Below are 21,870 nucleotides of genomic sequence, written 5' to 3'. Positions count from 1 at the left end.
AAATGCACAGTCACCTTGTCTGCACCGGTGATCATGTTTGATGGCTACAAAGTAAGATTGAGCTGCGGGGATTTAAAAGCGCAGCTTTTTCCGCCTCCCCTCTGCGCCCGGGCGTGACTGGGATCTATTCCACTGATTTTCAAATGATAAAAAAATGTTGCTTTTTTCTGTAAGCAGCCATATCAGATGGTCAATGCCTGATTTTCCGCTCCGTTACAATTCATAAAATCATTGAAACGAAGACTATTGACCACTTTGCAGTTAATTACCCAACGGCGATTTTCTGCCTGCGCTGTCCGGATCAACCTGAAAGGCTCTGGCCGAACACCTGCCGGGTACACTTTCCCGGGCCCCGGCTGACTACAGACATCAACACATTATACGTATTCGAATGGTACACGCGAGCTGCGGCAGGATTAAATTAATTTACTATGTAACCGTTTCGACGAAAAACTACCAGTAAATTTCACAAATTCCTTACCAGCCACTTAAACATATCACAGCAATGAACATTAATTTCGCCACAGCAAGCTTCCGGGATTTTGAAAACATTCCCGGCCTGGATGCTATTGAAAGGGCTGATGTTTTTTATGACTTTCTTGAGTTCATGAAAGACAGCGGCCACATGAATTACCGCCTTGTGAACAGCTCAGGGTGCGGACCTGAAATGAATATAATCACGCCTTACAGCGGTGGGCAGCCGGTAAGACATGTGAGTTTTGTTTCCAATGATTATCTGGGTTTCACACAGCATCCTCTGGTCAAAAAAGCGGTAATCGATGCCATTTAAAATTATGGCACCGGCGCCGGGGCATCGCCGCTGATCGGCGGACACTTCAGTTTCCACCAGCAGCTTGAAGAAACGATCTCTTCATTCTTCTCTCATAGCCCGGATTCGGCCGTGATCTATACCACCGGCTACACGGCCAACAGCGCCTCACTTCAGAGCCTTCTGAGAAAAGAGGACATTGCCATCGTTGACATGGCCGTGCACGCCAGTGTTTACGAGGGCTGCCTTCTGACGAACAGAAAAAGCTTTCCTCATAATGACCTTCAGTCTTTGGAAAGGATACTCAAAGACGTTCAGGGCAGTTACCGGACTAAAATGATCATCATCGACGGGGTTTATTCACAGGACGGGGATATCGCTCCACTGGATAAAATAAGAGAACTCGCCAACCGTTATGGCGCTTACCTGATGGTCGATGACGCGCATGGCATAGGAGTAATAGGCAAAACCGGCCGTGGGGCCATGGAACTTTACTCGGTGATTGATCAGGTGGATTTTATCACAGGAACTTTCAGTAAAACGTTCGCAGGCATCGGAGGTTATGTGATCGCGCCGCCCAAGGTAGCAGCATATTTAAAGTTTCAATCCCGCCAGCATATATTCTCGGCCACTTCGACGCCAGCGGTGGCAGGAATTATTAAAGCTATAGAGCTGATTGACCAGGAGCCGCAGTGGCAGGCCAGGCTATCAGAGAACATCACTTATTTCAAAAACGGATTAATCAGTCTTGGCCTTGATGTAGGCATTACCGGGTCTGCAATCATACCGGTTAAAATCGGAGATCCGCACAAAACCTCTGATGTCGGTTCGATGCTTCTGAAAGCCGGCATTTATACCAACCCTATTCTTTATCCGGCAGTCGCCAAAAAGAATGCCCGCATTAGAATGAGCGTAATGGCTACTCATACCCGTGAGCATCTTGACAAAACACTGAATGCATTTGAGCATATCAAACGGGTGATGTGACTGTGACATCTCAGTTTAAAACCAGGCCGGCCGGCCATACATGAAGATTAACCGCACCAGATATTCTTTGACTATTTGAATAATCTGTTTTCAGATTTCAATAGTTCCTTGGTTCGGCAGATTATACTTTGTAACTCATCGGTGAATTAACGACACAGAAAGCCAGAGCCGTATCCGGCTTATGACGTATTTGCACTTAACCTTACTTCCCATGCAGACACCAATTTACACCTGTATTATTATTGACGACGACCCCGGTTGCCACCAGGACCTGGAATTTCATCTGAGTACGATGCCTAACTTAACACTGCTGGCCAACTGTTACTCTCCTGTCGACGGGATCGAGAAAATCAGGTCATTAAAGCCAGACATCGTTTTTCTTGATTATAATATGCCCTATATGACTGGCCTTCAGATGCTCGCTGCTTTGCCTGAAGCCGATGTAAAGGTAGGTTTGATAACAGCCGACAACCTTTACACTATGGATCTGAGCGATCCCCGGATCAAAGCTTCGGCTTTCAAGCCTCTTTCAGCAAGAAATTTTATTACCCTGGTAAGGAAAATACTCATATCATAACCTCAGTTAATTTGATCAGAAAATGATGCGCTCTGTTTGGTAATCAAGCAGATACCGGCAGGCGCATCAGATTTCTGAGCAAACAAGCGCCAGACCGGTTGCTCCCGGTAGACGCCCCGGTGACGAAAATGAAAGTAGCAGGTCTTACAGGAAAGTTACCTTGCTACACTATGACCACACCTGTTGAATTCGAAAACGCTCAGATACTGAGAACTGCCCTTACCTGTTATCTGATCAGCGCATTACAATCCACGGTCTGTGGAAACGATATAATTAACAGTACCGGCGCAAGCTTTGAATTTAAAATCGATGGCTTGGCTAATTCCTTGGAATGCCATTTCACGCACAGGCAGATCGCTAAAGTTTATGCAGATGACAAAGAGTTCGATACGATCTGTTTAAGAATAATCGAAGAGTTATGTAAACAGTATCCCGACCTTAAAACACATACCGTCTGCCGGACTTTCACTATGAAAAGATAGCTGGTAATTTTTTTCTCTTTTTAAAGTTTCCGCAAAGGGTTTCGCTTGTTGTCAATTCAGGATATGTACCTGTTACCAACCACATACATCAAGGCAAGTCAGACAGGGTTGTAAGCAACCGTTTATATATATATTCGGCAGTGCTTAGCCGGGATTTTGTCACGCATGCGGTTTGTCCGGTTCTTTGAAGCACACCCTAGAATAAAAGACCGGCCCGGGAAGTTATCGCTTCATGGCAGATTTCACATACTAAGAAAAGTATCAGATCCGAAGGGCTGCTGTAATGAGATCCGCCAGAGTTTATACCCCAGGATTTTTAAAACAGGATGAACAATCTAAACCTGTAAATAATGCAACATATTCCCCAAAAACTACGTAACCAGATACAAGCGTTATGTATTTTTTATAATAAACAGTGAACCATGATCACCAGATTGATTTTGATGATACTCATTTTTGGCGATAATTACCTTGTTCAATCTCAGACCATAATTGAAGGAAACGTAGTGGATGCCAGCAATAACCAGCCACTTGCGTATGTTAATGTTGGTATAAATAAAAAAAATATCGGGACCATCTCACGGGAAAATGGTGGGTTTTCCATAAAAATACCAGATGAAAATCTGAGAGATACCCTTAGTTTTTCACTGGTAGGTTTTCAGCAGCTGGATTTACCCGTTAAAATGCTCAGTGATAAAAAGTCCGTAAACATAAAACTCCGGGAAAGAACTGTCGAGTTAAACGAACTCACAATCCGTGAAAACAGACCAATTGAAAAAAAGTTTGGGATCAAAAAACGCGGTGGCCCGATACATTTTACAGACGGAATGTTTTCGCAGGAAGATATTTTTGAAATTGGCCAGTTGATAAAACCAGGGCGCGGTCCTGCGCAAATTATGTCCGCAAACCTTTATATAAGCAGTGATACCGAAGACAGCGCAAGTTTCAGGATTAATTTCTACCGGTATGACGGTGAAAAACCCTCAGACAGAATTATCGCAAAAAGTATCTTGCAAAAGCATCCGGTAAAAAAAGGTTGGTTGCGATTTGATGTATCAGATCACGGAGTTGTGGTAGATGGAGACTTCATTGTTTCAGTAGAATGTATTCCAGACGCTGAAAAAGCAGACAGAAAGCTTACCTATGAAGTAAAATTAGGGGGATCAAGTAAGAGTTTTTACCGAAGAAATAGCCTGGGTCAATGGAATACTCCCCCACACCATTATTGTCTTTTTATTACAGCCTTGGTGGACAAAGATACGCCTGATGAGATTGAAGATAAAGAGACATTACCAGCTTTCAAATTATACTCTGAAGTCGTAAAAGATACATTTAATGTGTTTGTACGTTTACCAAAAGATTATCAGCGCAGCTCAGTTACGAAATACCCTGTTGTTTACCATCTGGACGGAAATGCCTATTTTGAACATGTAAGTACCTCCATAAACAAGCTTAGCAGGCGAAAAGCCTTTAAAGAGCCTATCCTTGTAGGCATTGGTTACCGCGATGCCTATGTAATGGATTCACTCAGGAATCGTGACTATACATTCCCCAAAGCTCTGGCTACGGATAGTTTTGCTGTTAGCGGAGGTGGTCAAAATTTCTATAAATTTCTGGAACATGAGCTGATCCCACAGATAGAATATAAATATAAGACAGATGCCACAAATCGTACCATTATGGGACATTCTCTGGGAGGATATTTTACCTTATATGCTCTCTGTCAAGGCTTAAACAAGGGTCTTGTTTTTAATAATTATGTCTCAGCCAGTCCGTCAATAAGTTATCACCACGACTACATCGTCAATGAGTTAAAAAGAGTCTTACCAAAAGGCGGAAAGAATTTAAAACTCTTTTTATCGATGGGCGAAATGGAGATTTCAGGAAACTCTTTTTCAAATTTTAACGACGCTCTCAAAACTTCCAGAATTATCGATCTTCAAACCCGGGTATACCCAGACCTGGAACATATGGGTACTGCTGTACCTTCATTTGAAGATGGAATGAAATTCATATCAATAAGAAAGTATCAGGACCAATTAAAATTTGAATAAGTACTCCAATAATCTACATGCAACTCACATACAGTAGCGAACCTCGGTACTTTTTCTACAATCCTTTAATCTAACTTCTTACAGGCCTGAGTGCTGACCCGCGAATGCCGGTACTATGCATCGGTTTTAAAATTATGCCATTCTCAATCGCTGAGGACCGGATCAAGAAGCGAGCTCAGTGCTAATGTGCATTTTCTCAGCAAGTAGGTCAGCCATTTCCTTGTCCCAGGTCTACTTATCACTCTGATTGAGCAGGTATACCAGTGCTGTTTGCCTGACGGCCGGGTTTTGTTTACCTATAGCCATCGTCAATGCTTTTCTGGTACCGACAAAAACCACCAATTTCCTGGCCCTGGTAATTGCAGTATAAACGAGATTGCGAAACAACATGTTGAAGTGCTGGGTAACCAGAGGAATAATGATGGTTTCAAACTCACTTCCCTGTGATTTATGAATAGTAATCGCATAGGCCAGATCCAGTTCCAGAAGATTTTCCCTTGAATAAACAACCTCTTTTACCTGTTGCCCCGCCCTGAACTGCACAGTCAATTCCATCCCCTCGTTGTCTACATCCGTAATTAAACCGATGTCCCCGTTAAAGACGTTCAGATCATAGTTATTACGCTTCTGGATGACGCGGTCTGACTGCCGGAAAACCCTGCCCGCAATGGAAAGCTGAGCTTTTCCGGCACAGGCAGGATTTTTCTTCTGCTGAATAACCTTATTCAGATTCGCCGTGCCCAAAGATCCTTTCGTCATTGGCGAGAGTATCTGTATTTCGGTCTCATTTCCGAAGTATTTCTGGATGATACCATCGTAGAGCTTTTCGACCATATCTACAGCAGAATAGCCATATCTCAGGGATGACCAGGGATGAATGCGCTGGAGCACTTGTCTTAATTCTTCCGTATGGCTGCGGGCCTTCACCAAAGCTTCCAGGTTTACATGGCTGAACTTTTGGGGAATAACAAGCCCGTTATCCTGACTATAGGGATCCTGAAGTATCTGTGAGGTATCAGCGTCTATAGCTGTCGCGTGCACCAGGCGTTTGACCTTGGATATGAAGCGGAGCTGTTCGCCCGTTGCTTCTTCTGAGTCTATGAAAAGGCAATCCTGTTTTTGCTGCCACGCCTGCGGCCAGTTGAAAGGAGAGGTTATCTGTGGCACTACTCCCGTATTGATCTGATGTGCATAAGAAATAATCAATGATTCCCGGGCCTGACGGAATATCTTTGTAAGTCTCAGGCAGGGAATCTGCTGCGAAGCGATAACATCTTTCAGCACATTTCCCGCCCCGACAGCAGGCAGCTGATCTGCATCACCGATCAGCACCAGTTGGGTATCTTTGTCCAGCGCCCGCAGTAGTGCAGCGGTCAGATGTACATCAAGCATCGAACATTCATCGACAATCAAAACATCGGCTTCCACAGGATTGTCCTCCTTTCTTTTGAAACCTCCGTTGACTGCATCCACCTCCAGCAATCTGTGTATGGTCTTTGATTCCAGGCCAATCACCTCGCTCATGCGTTGTGCAGCGCGGCCGGTAGGAGCTGCCAGCATCACTTGCTTTCCGTCCATCTGCAGCATGCCCACCAAAACCCGGGTCGTAGTAGTCTTCCCGCATCCGGGGCCGCCGGTAAGCACGCACACCCGTTCTGCAAGGATCTGCCGGACACTTTGATTCTGCTCCCCGCTCAGTATTATCCCCTGTTGCTCGCAGAAACCCGCCAATCGCTGCTGCAGGTCGGGCATACGCGGCATCGGCGTCATCCGGACCATCTCTTTGAGCCGCAGGGCAATATACTGCTCGTCGTAGTACAGCGAATGCGCGTAGTAGCAAACCTGCAGCACACCCGTTTCATCGGGCAACTGTCTGGTTTTTAATTCTCCCCTTTCATAAAGCTGATCAAGCACACGCGTGATGCATTCGGTATCTGTTAAAGACAGCAATTCGCTTACACCCGGCAGAATCTGCTTCAGGTTCAGATAGCAATGACCCTGCTCTCGCGCATGCTGCAGAACATGCCCGATACCAGCCCCGATACGCTGGGGTGAGTCCGCCGCCAGCCCCATACCAAGTGCTATATGGTCGGCGGATAAAAAGCCGATCCCATATATATCCGACGCTAGCCGGTAAGGGTTACTTTGTACAATCTCAATCGCGTCGTTGCCGTATACCTTGTAGATTTTAACTGCAAACAGCGTCGAAATGTTATGTGACTGTAAAAACATCATCACACTGCGTATCTGACGGTGTTCAATCCAGGCTTCACTGATCATTCTAAGCTTCCGTTGCGCGATCCCATCTATCTGAGTAAGGCTTTCGATGTCATCTTCAAATACATCAAGTGTTTTTTCTCCGAAATAACTCACAATTTTTCTGGCCGTCGCCGGCCCTACCCCCCTGATCAGACCTGATCCGAGATATTTTTCTAGGGCGTTTGTTGTCGCGGGTTTTCTCTCGACAATTTTCGCAGCTTTGAACTGCAGGCCATAACTGGGGTGTGTAACCCATTCACCATAAAAATCCATCGTGGCGCCTGCAAATACTTTTGACTGGTGAACAACCACAGTAAGTTCCTGGCCAGGCCTTTGGATAGCTGTCACTTTCAGTATCGTATAACCGGTTTCCAGACTGTGAAACGTAACGCGCGTGACGACAGCTGAGAGTTTCTCCAGTTCCGTAGTGGTTGATTTGTCTATAGGCCCCATATTTCAGAATTCTTGCTTTCAAAGATGGATGTATATGATTTCAGGAAGCTGTTACCAACGGAAATAAACAGTGGTCAGGTTGCAAAAATTTTTTTCCGGTGTTCTATGCCCCAGACTGTCAGGTTGGTAATAATGGTCTTCAGCGACAGACCATGCTCGGTCAGTTCATATTGCACACTGACAGGCTGGCTGTCCAAAACCGTCCGTTTTATAAGCTGGTTCAGTTCCAGTTCTTTCAGTTCTTTACTGAGCATTTTGTTGGAAATGCCCTCGACGTCATGCAGAATGTCAGAAAACCTTCTCTTATTATAATAACAGATTGAGGAAATGACAGCGATTTTCCATTTCCCGTTAAGCACATCCATAGAATCACGGACTGCCCTCATTTCTAATTTGTGTTCCTGCTGAAAATCTTTGATGCACTCCATAAGGTTACATTGTTACTTCGATGTTACTGTTACTTTTTGTAACAAAGTTACCATAATTAACAAACACAAACTAGTTTTGCCTCACAAACAAACACAAACAGAAATGAATTTCTCCAATAAAAATGTAGTCATTACCGGTGGCAGTACCGGTATCGGGTTGGCAGCAGCAAAAGCATTCATAGGCGCGGGAGCTAACGTGTGGATAACCAGTAGAAAAGAGGATAATCTGCAAAAGGCAGCAGCAGAAATCAACAATTCGAGACTAAAAACGGTAGTTTCCGATACATCTGAACTCAAAGGCATATCAGTCCTGGAAAAAACGATTTCTCAAAGTGGGATCAAGGTCGATGTTCTTTTTTTGAATGCAGGGGTAGCAGTCTTTTCTCCGCTTGAACTGGTGACAGAAACTGATTTTGACCTGCAGTTCAATACAAACGTGAAGGGCTACTTCTTTACCTTGCAAAAGTTGCTGCCGTATCTGAGTGAAGGTTCATCAGTTCTTTTCACGTCCTCAACAGTTGCGACAGCAGCAAACCTGGGATCGGCCATTTATTCTGCAACAAAAGGGGCTGTAAATAAAATAGCACAGATAGCAGCCAATGAACTGGCCCCGAAAAAGATCCGTGTAAACATCGTAAGTCCGGGTCCAGTTCAAACCCCGGGTCTGGAAGGTGCCGTAACCCCTGAAGCAAAACAGTACTTAACCACTGCCACTGCTATGCAACGCCTGGGACATGCAGATGAAATCGCCAAAACCGTGTTGTTTCTGGCCTCAGATGATGCCAGCTTTATTTCAGGGACTGAGCTTCTGGCCGATGGAGGCTATACAACGTATGCACGCAGGTGATTCGGGCCTTACAGCAAACAGCACAAACACCTGCTACTCCTTCTAAAAGTCGCATAAAGATATCCAGGCCTGGTTCTAACTAACTATCTTGCTTTTGTTGCGGTAGCGTCTGATTTCGGAAAGCGCCCCTCAATCTGTAAAAAAGTTACAACTTTTCAGCTCATACACTGATATCTTACCGGGGAGTATTCCATCCCCGGGCCCCTAGGAACCCTGACCAGATCCCAAGGTGCCTCAAGCACCGTGTAATCCGGTCAGGGAACCAGTTGCTGTACAGACTACAAATCTGATAAAGTGACAGGCTTTCCTCCCCTCCCTTTACTTAAATCCGCTGCTTCCATAAAGCGGAACATAGCGATGGTGTCCGCTGCTGCCACAGGTGGCTTTCCGGTTTGAAAAAACATTATTATTTGCTCAACAAGTGGATTGTAGGTCTCAAAAGGACCAAGTTTAGCAATTCCACGGGACCCGAAGGCAGTCCCTGCAATTCCCGATGCGCCCTTTCTTATTCCCCTCAACGTTCCGATAGCACCATTTTCCCATTGCCCGATCACCAAGTCCGTACCTTCACTGTACACCCTTGAAACCGATCTGCAGTCTGGTCCCAGTACGGTAAACAACATCTCCACACCATGTATTGCATACCACGCAAGGTCCAGATGGCCCGGATCAATATCAGCCGGAACGTAGACATCTGCACCGGTTACTTCTCCGATCGTTCCATTCGTTATACTTTGCACATTTTTCTCGAACCGCAATGCGGAAGATGTAAATACCGGAGTGTGCCAGACGGCAGCCAGTCTGAAGATTTCATCTGCCTGCTTCAGGTTTGCAGCAAGTGGTTTATCAATAAAAACAGGTTTACCCGCTTTAAAAACAGGCATTGCCTGGTTAAGATGTACACGCCCGTCATTACTTTCAAGAAGCAATACATCTACTTTCCCAAGCAAATCATCGATTGTATCTACAATTTCGACTCCCATCTGCCTTACAGCATTGGTGACAGCAGGTTTCATTTTTAGAGCAGACGGTATATCCCTGCTTCCATCTGCATATGCTGCGACAACCTTGAATCCCTGGCTGTCAATCAAATTGTTATTGATAATTTTGGTAAATACCTCACTATGACTCGTGTCAAGCCCGATGATTCCGATTCGTTTACCTAAAATAACAGAATCTTCTCTGGCGAAGGTGCTGTTTGCTGCCAACATGCCCCCGGCGAGTGCAACAGACTTTTGTATAAATGTTCTTCTTTCCATCCTTTTAATCTGATTTAACAGCTACTTTTTACGCTACTTCTTTGCATCATATTCAAGTGATTCAGTCAGGACAAACTCGTAATCAGGACTTGGATCGGTTACTATCACTTCCACATGATGACTGCCCTCTGTGAGATTGTATCGCCAGAAAAGTTCAGTTTTACGCGCTGTGGGGACTGTTGAAAAACCAGATTCCTCCAGCTCAACGCCATCAACGAATAGTTTTGCACGTATTACTTTATTTGGAGCACCATAGTTTTTTTTCCGCAGATGTCCGCGTAGCACGAACCCAATCCCCTGGGTTTTCAGCACAAGCCTTTCACCACTCAGCTTGTTGTGTGTCACTTTTTCCCTTGGATAATGTCCGGCAAAGCTTTCTTCAAAAGCAACAGTGTTTGGGATCTGCACAGGAATCAAAATCTGGTCACCTTTTATGCTGCCGCCATTTGCCTCTATGTTTTGCAGAGCGTGCCTGAAGCTCAATTCGTAGGTTTTATTCAAGGAAAGATCAGTGTAACTGAAATTTTTATCCTCAGCCTTTTTAACCGGATTAAGCCAGTAAGCGGGTATGTTGCTGTATCCGATCATCGTTCCGAGCACCCCTGCCGCAGTGGACGGATTGCAGTCCGAGTCCTGGCCGGCCCGGGTAGTAATCTGCATCGTTTTTGTAAAATCTCCGTTGCCATAAAGCAATCCCATCACCACGTAGGCCGCATTGAGTTTCGCGTCAATATCCAGCGGATGAAAAACTCCGTCGGGACAACCCACTTCCTCAGCCCATTTTTTCTGCAGCTCAAACCAGGTTTGTTTCCAGTCGTCAGGATACTTTTTGTACCAGTTTACCACATCTGAAATGCATTGATAGAACTTACTGCGGGCTGGAATTACTTTCAAAGCTTCACCAACCACTACCTTGATATCTTTACTTTTGAATGCCTGCGCGTACATATTAGCTACAAACACCCCGCCATACCAGCCATCACCATAATTCATGATATGTCCGATCCGGTCGGAAATCTCTGACGCTGTGTTCGGCATGGCCGGACTCATCAGTCCTGCAAAATCGGCTTCGATCTGAAAATCTATATCGTCCGCATGCGGGTTGTTGAGCCAGTGACCGGACTCAGGTGCTTTTTTACCTTGCAAAATGTTATACCTGCCAGCTTGGTTGGCATGCCATAGCTCATAACCACGATGCGCGTAATCATGGGCGAACGAGTCGGCAGGTGCATCAAGTCCAAGCCTTTCGAAAGTATTTACAAAGGTTAAATCCATGTAGATGTCATCGAACAAACCCGGAAAGACGCGCATAGCTTCATTGACGTAATCATCATGCCATTTAATCTGCTGATAATCCTGCATGAATGTTCCCAGGTAGACAAACTCAGTAGGCCAGCCAAAAGTTACACCAATTGTCTGGCCTGCCCAGCCACCCTTTATTTTGTCTTTCAGATTCTCTTTGGATATGGCAAGAGCAGGATTCTGTTTTCCGGAATCTTTGCCCGTTTGTGCAATCGAAAGCGTTGAGATGAAGCTCCCAAGAAGTAATAAAAGGAAAACAGCCCACTTTTTAAGCTTAAACAGGTCGATCATTTTAAAGAATTTAGGAATAGTATTCCCGCAGACACAAATGCGAACAGGCGTTAAAGACTCTGCCGGCAACGTTGGCATCTGACACATAAATATGTTGCGGTCTATGACTATGTGCAGGATTGCTGGGGGTGGTAGTATGCCAAAAGCGAAAAAAAATCAAATCTTCAAAAACCGCACCATAACACCAACAGGCATATATTTGGCACATTGGCAGTTGTAAAAACTAAAATTTCACTATCAGGTAAGAAACCAAACTTTACATTTGCATGAACCCCAAACAGCAAAATTTAACATTTACTTAACCAGTATTAAGAGAAATTTTCCAATAACTTGCAGCGCAATAACCCATTCTGCTCAGGTTAAACTAAAAAACCGTCAGAACCTTACTACTTACCTGATTTGCGGTGACAGATTTTATTTACAGTAAATATCGGCTGACCAACGCTACGGATTCAACCCTTCTCAATTTGATCAATGAGGGAAGCGATACCGCGTTGACTGAGCTGTACGATCGTTATTGGGAAGCAATCTATATCTACGTGGTTAAAGTGTTAAGCGACGAGCAGGAGGCAAGCGACATTGTCCAGGAAACATTTATTGCCATCTGGCAGAAACGCGGCGATCTAGCCAATATTCAGTCGCTTAAATCATATCTGTTTTCCATTGCACGCTACAAGTCCCTGCGCAGCATCAGTCTGCAGCTTTCACAGGAAAAATACAAAACTTCATTTCTTCAATATTTCAAAGACTATGATCATTCGCCGGAACTGGATCTGATCGGCTCTGAAATGGAAACATTTATTGAATCTCATATACAACGTCTTCCAGAGCGGATGCGTGAGGTTTTTTTACTGAGTCGCAAGGAGCAACTGTCCTACGCTGAAATTGCTGAACGACTCAATATTTCTGACAAAACCGTCAAGAAACAAATACACAATGCGCTAAAATATCTTCGATTTAAGCTCGACGAACAGCATATGTGGACGACCATTTTACTGTGTACAATTTCGAAAATGTAGAAAATTCTGTCCTGCAGGAGCTATCTCAAAAATAAATTAAACTTTTTCTCGGATTACCTACTACCTGCCAGTCTGTTTTGACTCTTCTGTAAAAGAGACAAAAAAAGCTGCGATCCGCACGCGACCTGGCCCAGATAGCAAGTATGAACGAAGAAGAAATAAAAGAACTTTTAAAGCGCTACCGCGAAGGCAACTGCACTGAGCAGGAAAGAGAATCTGTTGAGCTGTGGTTTGACATCACCTCCGGGCAGTCAGACTGGCAATGGAGGGATCCGGCTCATAAAAAAAATATCAAGGCTGACATTTTAAAGGGGATTACAGCCGCAATAGAAGAGCCGGAGCAGAAGAAGAATCGCTTGTGGCCCTACATCAGCGTTGCTGCATCGGTGTTATTGATGCTATTTTCAGGCTGGTATTTTTACTTATCCGATCAAAAGCAACTTTCTCTACAACCCTTCCATCAGATCGCAGTGGCACCTGGAAGCAAACAGGCTATGCTGACGCTCAGTGACGGGTCGTCAGTACTGCTTGATGGTGCTGCCAACGGCTTAGTGGCAAGCGACGGCCCGAGTCGTGTATTAAAAAACAGTAATGGCGCCCTGGAGTATCAATCCGAAAGTAACCATTCAACACCCGCCGGCAGAAACACCCTGGCGGTTCCCAGAGGAGGCACTTTCCAGATCACAATGTCCGATGGTACAAAAGCATGGATAAACTCTGCCACCACCATAAGCTATCCTGCGGGCAATGCCGACAGCGAGCGGGTTGTACAGCTGACAGGCGAGGCTTATTTTGAGGTTGCCAAGGATAAAAAGCGGCCTTTCAGGGTCATTTCCAACGGAACCGAAATACTTGTAACCGGAACTCATTTCAATGTGTCAGCCTATGAAGATGACCTGCAGGTTACCACTACACTTGCCGAAGGGGCCGTTATTGTTTCAAACAGCAACAGCCAAAGAGCTTTAATTCCCGGACAGCAGTCGGTGAGCAGTGCTTCGGGTGATATCACTTTCGGAAAGGTCGACCTGGAAAGCGCCCTGGCCTGGAAAGAAGGATATTTTGTCTTCGAAGATCAAGACTTGAAGTCAGTCATGAAGATGGTTTCCCGTTGGTATGATGTCGAAGTTGAGTACCAGGGAGCCATACCGGATAACAAGTTTGGCGGAACTTTTTCCAAATCAAAGGGCCTGGACGGCTTACTGAATTATTTACAGCAATTAAGTAATATTCAATTTAAACAACAGGGCAAAAAGATCACCATCATGAAATAAAAACGCTCATCCAGACCCCGGATTGAAAAAAGCCGGAAGTGCTCGAACACTCCCGGCCCGACAGCTTCGGAAAGCTGTGGTAGGTCCTCATCAAAAAGAAAGTGCAGTGAACAATTTCAATCAACCGGTAACCTATTGTAGCAAATGTACAAAGAAAGGCCATTACCCGGAGCTCGAAACAAGTTTTCGGTCCGGGTGAAATTAATTCTCATTATGAAACTATGTGTCATCATGGTGCTCTGCGGCGTACTGGAGGTAACTGCTGCGGCTGTTTACGGGCAAAACGCCAGTATCAATGTAAGAAACGTATCGGTCAAGGAGGTTTTTCGTTTGCTTAAAAAGAAGGCAGGCATAGACATACTGTATGTTTCTGACGATCTCAAACATACCGGAAACGTTACGATCCAAGCTGTAAATACACCGGTTACCACCATACTCGATGCTTGTCTGGAAGGTCAGCCGCTGTATTATACAATCGACAAGTCTACGGTACTGATCCGAAAAAAACCGGAGCTTAAACCAGCCATTAAAGCAGACATAAAAAAGGCGGATCTGCGTATTCCCATCACCGGTTCGGTTTATGATAAAGACGGAAACGCTTTGATAGGAGCTTCCATTCTGATCAAAAATAGCCAGGGACAGGGTACTACGACAGACTCCAAAGGACTGTTCCTGTTACAGGCTGAGGAAGGAAGTATCCTTGTTGTATCCTATATCGGCTTTGTGTCCCGGGAAGTGACAGTCGGAAAAAATAACAATATTGACATCGTGCTTCTGGCGGAAAACAAGTCGCTCGATGATGTTGTGGTACTGGGTTACGGTTCGACCACAAAACAGAGTCTGGTTTCTTCCGTGGTTCAGGTCAGCTCGGCAGAATTAAAAACCGCGCCAACGGCAAACTTATCTTCTATGTTGCAGGGCCGCCTGCCCGGTTTGATTACCCGGCAGGCGAGTGGCCAGCCCGGTTCTGACGGTGCGTCTCTTCTTGTGCGTGGAATGAACACTCTCAGCAGCAGTTCCCCCCTTATCATTGTTGACGGAATTGAGCGCGGGTTCCCTTCCATAAATCCGGATGAAATCGAATCGGTCACAGTATTGAAAGATGCAGCCTCTGCGGCCGTTTACGGAGCCAGGGCAGCGAACGGTGTTATTCTGGTAACCACAAAACGCGGTACTGTTCAAAAACCGACGATTACCTTCAATTCATCGCTTGCGCTCAGTTCAAACACCCGTTTTCCGGAGTTCTTAAACGGTCCGGAATATGCAAAATGGTACGATAAAGCTCAGCAGATGGATGGTATCGCTGAAACTGGCAGACGCTTTACAACTGAAGAAATAGACCGGATCACAAATGGAGATCCGCAGGGTGTTTTTGGTAATACGGACTGGTTTGGCATGCTCTTCAAAAGCGTTGCTCCTATTTACACAAATAACCTTTCATTGAACGGAGGCTCGGATAAATTCAAATATTTTGTTTCGGTTGGATCCTATAATCAGCAAGGGATCATTGCACGTACCAGCAACAACCGGTACAACTTCAGGACCAATATTGATGCCCAGGTAGCTGAACGTTTTAAAGCTTCCTTCGGGATTGCAGTCCGGGATGAAACCACTAACCAACCTGGATTATCGGCGGGTAACGGTAATTCCTATGCATCCATATTCAGCCAGGCAATGATGTCCTATCCTTTCCTGCGGGCCACCAACGCCAACGGGATGCCAGTCGGAAGCTTCAATACAGGAAACGGAAATCAAAATCCTCTTGCTGCCAGGGATTTGTCAGGGAAACAGGATACCAGATCCAGCAGTGTCCAGGGAAATATTTCACTTACATATGACATCCCCGGCATACAGGGGCTTAACCTGAAAGTAAACGGTGGCCTCGACAAGGGATACAGCATGCGTAAATCTGCCCTGCTACCCTACTTGCTTTCGGTATACAACAACACAACCAGAAACTTCACAGAAACCTACGCCCGGCACGCTCTGACCGGAAATGCAACCATTAACCAGTGGTTTGCTGATTCATGGCAAACAACCATTCAGCCATCGGTCAACTACAACCGGACCTTCGGAGCACATAAAGTCGGTGGTATGTTATTGTATGAATACATCCGCCAAAACGAAACCTCCCTTTCCGGCGGCCGCCGTGGCTTTCCCATCACTGACATTATGGATCTGAACTGGGGAGAGGAAGTGATCGACGATCTTGTCAAAGGCGGACATAAGATGTTTCACCGCGCAGGATATGTATCACGGCTTACCTATGATTACAAAGGAAAATATCTGATGGAATTTACCGGAAGATATGACGGGTCTACACGCCTGCCGGCCAATAACCGCTGGGGTCTGTTCCCGGCTGTTGCAGTAGGGTGGCGGATATCGGACGAAGATTTTTTCAAAAGAAACGCGCATTTTGTCAATGACCTGAAGTTAAGGGCATCCACCGGACGTCTTGGAAATGATGCAGTAGGCAACTACGCTTACCTGCGAACCATGCAAATGGGCGCCAATCCGGTAGCGATGATCGGTGACAAGCTGGTCCGGTCTCTGGGTGTTACAGGAGTTCCCAATGCCGATATCAGGTGGGAAACTACCACAACCTACAATGCGGGCTTTGAAAGTACGCTGTGGAACGGGCTGCTTGGACTGGAAGCCGACGTGTTTTACAACGTCACAAAGGATATTCTGCAAGCTCAGAGTGGTTTGATGCCGCCTTCAATGGGCGGATATTTTCCAGCAAGGGTAAATTCCGGAATTGTAGACAACCGCGGATTCGAGCTGATCGTTACGCACCGCAAAAGCATCGGCGATTTCTATTATAATGTGCGTGGAAACGTATCCTGGGCCCGTAACAAGGTTATTGAAACCACAGAAAATGTAAATGTACCTGATCACCTCAGGCGTACCGGCCGCCAGATCGGAATGAAATACGGTTTTGTCGCAGACGGGCTTTTCCAGAGTGAAGAAGAAATTGCCAACAGCGCACTGTTCGGCCCGTCAAGAGTGGGTGAAGTGAAACTGAAAGATCTGAATGGCGATGGCAAAATCACGTGGGACCAGGATTGGACCGTGATCGGGCGCAGCAGCACCCCGGAGATGATGTTCGGTCTTAACGTGGGCGGCGGATACAAAGCATTCGACTTCAATCTGTTTTTCCAGGGAGCAGCCATGGCTGACGTGGCATTGTCGGGTCTGTACTCCACCTCGGAGGTATATGACAACACGTTCTATACCATGGCGTTTTATCAGGATGGAAACGCGCCCAAATATCTGGCTGAAGGAGCCTGGACACCAGAAAACACCAATGCTAAGTATCCACGTCTGAGTACAATTTCAGCGCAAAGCGGAGGTAAATTTTCTTCCTGGTGGATCAAAGATGCCTCTTATGTCCGCCTGAAAAGCGCGCAGATCGGTTACACACTGCCACCAACGATTACAAAAAGGCTCAAAATCGACAACCTTCGTGTGCACGTCTCGGCCAGTAACTTATTTACCCTGAGCGGGCTCGAATATCTTGATCCCGAAATGCCCGATGTTAACCAGGGTTATTATCCTCAGCAAAAGCTGGTTGAGGCTGGTTTAAGTCTGTCTTTTTAACTAACTGGCTTTCATATATTACCACTTATATATCATGAAATTCTTTACTAAAATCAACCTGTTTACAGTCGGGTTCCTAATGGTGTTATCAGGCTGTAATATTGACCCTGAGCTTACGGATGTATACGGCGAGCAGGTTGCCTGGTCAAGTGAGGCAAACCTTGAACTCTCTTTGAATAAGTTCTACCCGCTCATCGGACAAACCTACTATACATCTCATGTAAATCAGGATGCTTTCGCAGATATTCTAAAAAAGAATACCCCTTCCGAAAGCTCAAACCTTTTCGCGCTCGGCTCATCCTTTATTACTCCCGGCGAAAATCCCCTTGGCAACTGGGACTGGGGCTATAACTGGATCAGGACCTGCAACGAGTTTTTGGATGGTATCAAGACAAATGGTGACAGGTTACCAGCAGATATCAAATTGCGGGCAGAAGCTGAAGTCCGCTTTTTCAGAGCTTACGTCAACTTTGAGCTTGCAAAACGTTACGGGGCAAGCATCATAATTTATGATAAACTGCCTGATGGTTCACAGCGGTCTTTGAGCACACCGGAAGAAGTATGGAATTTTGTTTCAACAGATCTTGATTTTGCAGCTGCAAACCTGCCAGCCACTGTGCCAGCTACCAAAGCCGGAAAACTTACAAAGGGAGCTGCCCTTGGATTAAAGGCAAGAGCGATGTTGTATGCAAAACGCTGGAATGTTGTAACAGAGGCCATAACAGCGCTGGACGGACTGGGACTTTATGATTTGTACCCTGACTACGAAAAGCTGTTTCAGATGAAGCGTGCCCAGCACCTGGAAAACAAGGAAAGTATTCTGGAATTTGCCTACTCGTCACCCAACTTTGGTTATTCATTTGACTATTTCTTCTGCCCTCCCGGAGATAAGGGATACGCGCAGATAAGCCCTACCGAAAATCTGGTTTCGCAGTATCAGATGGCAGATGGAAGCGGTTTCAGCTGGGCTGATACAGCCAAGGCCAAAAAACCCTATGAAGGCCGGGAGCCTCGTTTCTATGCTTCCATTCTTTACAACGGTGCATCCTGGAAGGGCCGCACGATCAGTACAGTTGAAGGCGGCGTAGACGGGTATGCGATAGGCGGGGGCACGACCAGCACAGGATACTACATGAGAAAGTTTTTTGATGGAAGCGTTAAAACACAGGATCTTGGGTTCCAGCCGGGAGAGTTCACTTTTTACTTCATGCGTTACGCCGAAATACTTTTGATAAAGGCAGAAGCAATGGCCGAGCAGGGCAACTTGTCCGGCGCGCTTGAAGCACTCAACAAAGTACGTAAAAGAGCAGGTTTTAAACAGGACCTGACCGCAGGCAGCAAAGAGGATTTCATGAAGCTGCTTCGTCACGAACGTATGATTGAACTCGCTTTCGAGGGGCATCGTTACTGGGACCTTCGCCGATGGGACCTTGCCAGAACAGCACTGAATGGCATCATGATTACAGGACGCGTCCCTGTTGCTGCACCTGCCGGCACATTCACCTATAAAGAGGTGGATGCTGATAACGGCAGAAAGCGCATCTATCTACCGCGCTATAACCGCTTTCCGATACCCTCTGTTGAGTTGCAGCGGAACGCGCTGGTTGAGCAATTTGACGAGTGGAAGTAAAAGATCCTGTATTCTAAATCAATAAGCAAAAAATGAAACGATCATATATATATCAGACTGCATGCTGGCTTGGATGCATGATACTGCTTTTTTCCTGTGAGCAGGCGGATCTCAATAAAGGTGTTACTGCCAGAAAGGGGCTGATGAATTTTTCAGTAGCGGTTCCAAATCAGCCAACAGAATATGCGGCCACAGTGGCCGGCCCTTACCGGGACGGAGATACCATTACGGTTAAAGTACCTTCAACTGAAGAGCATCCCCTGGATCCCAGTCAGCTTAAACCATTTGCGAGCCTGGATCACAACAGCATTATTGAACCGGCGCTTGGCGGGATCATGGACTTCACAAAACCGGTACATATCAAGGTAACCAATTCTGACGGATCTGTGGCACGGTTCATCGTAAAAGTGGTGCCGAGTCTTCCCAAGACTGTTTTCTCAAAACTCTGGTTTAAAACCAGTGATGTTCTCGGCATTAAAAGAACCAACATTTCCGGTTTAGCGGTTGCCGGTGAATATTTGCTTGTTGCTGATTTTAATGGCGGGGCAACCGGGCCGGATAACGGAATTCGCGTTTTAAACAAGAATACAGGCGAGCTTGTAAAGTCAATAGCTCCTCCTACTACCTATTGTATGCAGGTTACCGCAGATGATGCAGGTCATTTCATCATTAACCGTTATAACATTTACTCTGCCGGGTTTGTGGTTTACTATTATGACAATGTGGACAGTGAACCAAAACAAATACTGAATTACACAGCAGCTGCCGGGTGCCCGGTCAATTTAGGCCGTAAAGTGAGCGTGATCGGGAACCTGAAAAATGGTAAGGCCTTCGTATATGCAACCACCAATGGCAATAACAGCATATACTATTGGGAATTCCTTGACGGCGTTGCGCTAAAACAGGAACCCACCATTATGCGTTACGCCGCTGCCGAAGCATGGACTTTTGCCGCTGTACAACGTAAGTCGCTGGACCCAAACTCAGAGCACTACTTTACTTATTGCAACTACAATGCTGCGGATCCAAACCTGACACAGGGAAGCCGCTTTGTGTCCTTTACACCTGACATGGAAGTGACTGCAATGGCCAAACAAAATCACTATTACAAAGTATTGGGTTTTGATACTTTCACTTTGCAAGGAGAAGAATTTACATCCATGCTCACACAGGGCTACTATGCATGGGATGCAACGCACGTGAAGGTATTCCAGACAAAGGACCCTACCAGATTCAGCCTTCTTCCCGGTGCAGGTGGCTATTCTGATTTTATGCTGTTTGAATCCGAGGCATATGGTGGCACCAATTACAACCGTTATGGCGACATAGTGGCCGACGTAAGAGGTGATGAAATCTACTTTTACGCAACTATGGCTACCAATGCTGTCACCACATCAGGTATCATGGTTTACAAAATGAAGTACAACAAGCCTTAAATTTGACAACAGCTTCCCGGCCAGTGATGCCGGGAAGCTGCTTATCCCTTAATGAAGATGAACATTCACAGGTTAATACCGAAACAGTTTTCGGTAATCGGGATTGGGCTTGCCCTTGTATTTCTTACCTTTTCCACTCATGCCCAGCAATATACGGCTCCTGCTCTCACTGAAAAAGGATCGTGGTCTGTTGTGATCGTGCCGGATACGCAAGGGTATACCAAGTTCAAACGAAATCAGCCACTGCTCGGGCTTATCACCTCCTGGATAGAGGACAACCGCGAAAAGCTGAACATCGGAATGGTGCTATGCACAGGCGATTTGGTCGAACAGAATTACATTACAGAGCTGACAAAGGAAAACGGCGATCAGCTAAGCACCTCCCAGTGGGAAGCTGTCAGCAATGCATTCGGAAAGCTGGATGGAAAAGTCCCCTACATTCTTTGCACAGGTAACCATGATTATGGAACAGGCAGCAGCGAAAACCGATACTCGCAGTTCAACAGCTATTTTCCACTCGATAAAAATGCTTTGAACAAGAAAATTCTTGTCGAAATGGCAGCAAACGGCCAAGGCGTAAAAACTCTGGAAAATGCCTGTTATGAATTTAAACCTGCATTCGGTAAACCAATGCTCATTTTCTCTCTTGAATTTGCCCCCAGAAAAACAATTGTTGACTGGGCCAGGAGCGTATCGGCACGCGCGCAATTCAAAAACCATTTGGGGTTGATACTCACGCACAGTTACATCAGATCCACAGTTAAAGACAACGAACATATCGTTAAAGAGGACTATCCTCCCGGTTTTACCGATGTTACACTTGGCAGGCAGCTTTGGGACTCACTTGTCAGGCCGTCCTCAAATATCGGAATGGTGATTTGCGGCCATGTTATCGACCAGCCAACCCATGCCGGACATGTAGGTTTCCGCACCGACGAAAATGGTGCCGGAAAAGTGGTTAATCAAATGCTCTTTAATGCGCAAAATGAAGGTGGAAACTGGCGTGGCAACGGAGGTGATGGCTGGATAAGAATTCTGGAATTTTTACCGGACCAGAAGACCGTAAAGGTCAGAACCTTCTCCCCTTTGTTTGCCATATCTCCTTCTACAAGACATTTGGCATGGCGTACCGCCTCTTATGACCAGTACGAATTCTACATTGAATGAGTGCGGCCTATTTCCAGACAACTGACGCCACCGGCCAAT

General features: G+C 45.8%; 15 protein-coding genes. 11 read left to right on the top strand and 4 right to left on the bottom strand.

From position 1 onward, the window contains the following. Positions 1-505: 505 nt before the first annotated feature. From DSL64_RS29135 to DSL64_RS04025, 4 genes are all read left to right on the top strand, one after another. Positions 506-790: a hypothetical protein gene (locus DSL64_RS29135; protein WP_199539325.1), complete on the top strand. Its 285-nt coding sequence runs from the start codon at positions 506-508 to the stop codon at positions 788-790. 30 nt (positions 791-820) lie between these two features. Then, complete coding sequence (locus DSL64_RS04040; protein ID WP_199539328.1) at positions 821-1,756, top strand: aminotransferase class I/II-fold pyridoxal phosphate-dependent enzyme; 936 nt, start codon at positions 821-823, stop codon at positions 1,754-1,756. A gap of 211 nt (positions 1,757-1,967) precedes the next feature. Continuing rightward, complete coding sequence (locus DSL64_RS04035) at positions 1,968-2,333, top strand: LytR/AlgR family response regulator transcription factor (protein WP_158547869.1); 366 nt, start codon at positions 1,968-1,970, stop codon at positions 2,331-2,333. A 904-nt stretch (positions 2,334-3,237) separates the two neighbouring features. Further along, on the top strand, positions 3,238-4,869 hold the full coding sequence (locus DSL64_RS04025; protein WP_115829368.1) for an alpha/beta hydrolase-fold protein: 1,632 nt from the start codon (positions 3,238-3,240) through the stop codon (positions 4,867-4,869). Positions 4,870-5,100: 231 nt separating this feature from the next. On the opposite strand, the gene recD2 is transcribed toward DSL64_RS04025, so the two are convergent. Together recD2 and DSL64_RS04015 are read right to left on the bottom strand one after the other, a co-directional pair. Further along, a complete protein-coding gene (recD2, locus tag DSL64_RS04020; RefSeq protein WP_115829367.1) occupies positions 5,101-7,581 on the bottom strand; it encodes an SF1B family DNA helicase RecD2 in 2,481 nt (826 codons plus the stop codon). Positions 7,582-7,655: 74 nt separating this feature from the next. Further along, the gene (locus DSL64_RS04015) at positions 7,656-8,009 is read right to left on the bottom strand and encodes a winged helix-turn-helix transcriptional regulator (RefSeq protein ID WP_115829366.1); all 354 of its coding nucleotides are present in this window, start codon (positions 8,007-8,009) and stop codon (positions 7,656-7,658) included. Between the two features lie 103 nt (positions 8,010-8,112). Here DSL64_RS04015 and DSL64_RS04010 point away from each other — a divergent pair, with 103 nt between their 5' ends. Further along, positions 8,113-8,856, top strand: coding sequence for an SDR family oxidoreductase (locus tag DSL64_RS04010; RefSeq protein WP_115829365.1), 744 nt, complete (start codon positions 8,113-8,115; stop codon positions 8,854-8,856). Between the two features lie 278 nt (positions 8,857-9,134). On the opposite strand, the gene DSL64_RS04005 is transcribed toward DSL64_RS04010, so the two are convergent. Together DSL64_RS04005 and DSL64_RS04000 are read right to left on the bottom strand one after the other, a co-directional pair. Next, positions 9,135-10,115, bottom strand: coding sequence for a Gfo/Idh/MocA family protein (locus DSL64_RS04005; protein ID WP_115829364.1), 981 nt, complete (start codon positions 10,113-10,115; stop codon positions 9,135-9,137). Positions 10,116-10,148: 33 nt separating this feature from the next. Next, on the bottom strand, positions 10,149-11,708 hold the full coding sequence (locus DSL64_RS04000; protein WP_115829363.1) for an ADP-ribosylglycohydrolase family protein: 1,560 nt from the start codon (positions 11,706-11,708) through the stop codon (positions 10,149-10,151). Positions 11,709-12,112: 404 nt separating this feature from the next. On the opposite strand from DSL64_RS04000, the gene DSL64_RS03995 reads away from it, so the two are divergent. The 6 genes from DSL64_RS03995 to DSL64_RS03970 all read left to right on the top strand — a co-directional run bounded on the left by DSL64_RS03995 (position 12,113) and on the right by DSL64_RS03970 (position 21,831). Then, positions 12,113-12,727: an RNA polymerase sigma factor gene (locus DSL64_RS03995; RefSeq protein WP_115829362.1), complete on the top strand. Its 615-nt coding sequence runs from the start codon at positions 12,113-12,115 to the stop codon at positions 12,725-12,727. Between the two features lie 143 nt (positions 12,728-12,870). Further along, positions 12,871-13,998: a FecR family protein gene (locus DSL64_RS03990; RefSeq protein ID WP_115829361.1), complete on the top strand. Its 1,128-nt coding sequence runs from the start codon at positions 12,871-12,873 to the stop codon at positions 13,996-13,998. Positions 13,999-14,211: 213 nt separating this feature from the next. Continuing rightward, positions 14,212-17,598: a TonB-dependent receptor gene (locus tag DSL64_RS03985; RefSeq protein ID WP_199539324.1), complete on the top strand. Its 3,387-nt coding sequence runs from the start codon at positions 14,212-14,214 to the stop codon at positions 17,596-17,598. Between the two features lie 34 nt (positions 17,599-17,632). Next, positions 17,633-19,228 carry a RagB/SusD family nutrient uptake outer membrane protein gene (locus DSL64_RS03980; RefSeq protein ID WP_115829359.1) on the top strand — a complete coding sequence of 532 codons (1,596 nt, stop codon included), beginning with the start codon at positions 17,633-17,635 and terminating at the stop codon, positions 19,226-19,228. A 32-nt stretch (positions 19,229-19,260) separates the two neighbouring features. Then, positions 19,261-20,664 (top strand): DUF5018 domain-containing protein, encoded by a 1,404-nt coding sequence (locus DSL64_RS03975; protein WP_115829358.1) that lies wholly within the window; start codon positions 19,261-19,263, stop codon positions 20,662-20,664. Between the two features lie 57 nt (positions 20,665-20,721). After that, on the top strand, positions 20,722-21,831 hold the full coding sequence (locus tag DSL64_RS03970; RefSeq protein ID WP_115829576.1) for a metallophosphoesterase: 1,110 nt from the start codon (positions 20,722-20,724) through the stop codon (positions 21,829-21,831). Positions 21,832-21,870: the final 39 nt, after the last annotated feature.

The organism is Dyadobacter luteus (assembly GCF_003383615.1).
GTDB classification, from domain to species: Bacteria; Bacteroidota; Bacteroidia; order Cytophagales; family Spirosomataceae; genus Dyadobacter; species Dyadobacter luteus.
This window is presented reverse-complemented; position numbering and strand designations above follow the sequence as displayed.

Excerpts from the sequence above, each read along its gene's own strand:
- DSL64_RS29135 (WP_199539325.1), top strand. The coding sequence starts at position 506 with ATGAACATTAATTTCGCCACAGCAAGCTTCCGGGATTTTGAAAACATT.
- DSL64_RS04035 (WP_158547869.1), top strand. The coding sequence starts at position 1,968 with ATGCAGACACCAATTTACACCTGTATTATTATTGACGACGACCCCGGT.
- DSL64_RS04025 (WP_115829368.1), top strand. The coding sequence starts at position 3,238 with ATGATCACCAGATTGATTTTGATGATACTCATTTTTGGCGATAATTAC.
- recD2 (WP_115829367.1), bottom strand. The coding sequence starts at position 7,581 with ATGGGGCCTATAGACAAATCAACCACTACGGAACTGGAGAAACTCTCA.
- DSL64_RS04015 (WP_115829366.1), bottom strand. The coding sequence starts at position 8,009 with ATGGAGTGCATCAAAGATTTTCAGCAGGAACACAAATTAGAAATGAGG.
- DSL64_RS04010 (WP_115829365.1), top strand. The coding sequence starts at position 8,113 with ATGAATTTCTCCAATAAAAATGTAGTCATTACCGGTGGCAGTACCGGT.
- DSL64_RS04005 (WP_115829364.1), bottom strand. The coding sequence starts at position 10,115 with ATGGAAAGAAGAACATTTATACAAAAGTCTGTTGCACTCGCCGGGGGC.
- DSL64_RS04000 (WP_115829363.1), bottom strand. The coding sequence starts at position 11,708 with ATGATCGACCTGTTTAAGCTTAAAAAGTGGGCTGTTTTCCTTTTATTA.
- DSL64_RS03990 (WP_115829361.1), top strand. The coding sequence starts at position 12,871 with ATGAACGAAGAAGAAATAAAAGAACTTTTAAAGCGCTACCGCGAAGGC.
- DSL64_RS03985 (WP_199539324.1), top strand. The coding sequence starts at position 14,212 with ATGAAACTATGTGTCATCATGGTGCTCTGCGGCGTACTGGAGGTAACT.
- DSL64_RS03980 (WP_115829359.1), top strand. The coding sequence starts at position 17,633 with ATGAAATTCTTTACTAAAATCAACCTGTTTACAGTCGGGTTCCTAATG.
- DSL64_RS03975 (WP_115829358.1), top strand. The coding sequence starts at position 19,261 with ATGAAACGATCATATATATATCAGACTGCATGCTGGCTTGGATGCATG.
- DSL64_RS03970 (WP_115829576.1), top strand. The coding sequence starts at position 20,722 with ATGAACATTCACAGGTTAATACCGAAACAGTTTTCGGTAATCGGGATT.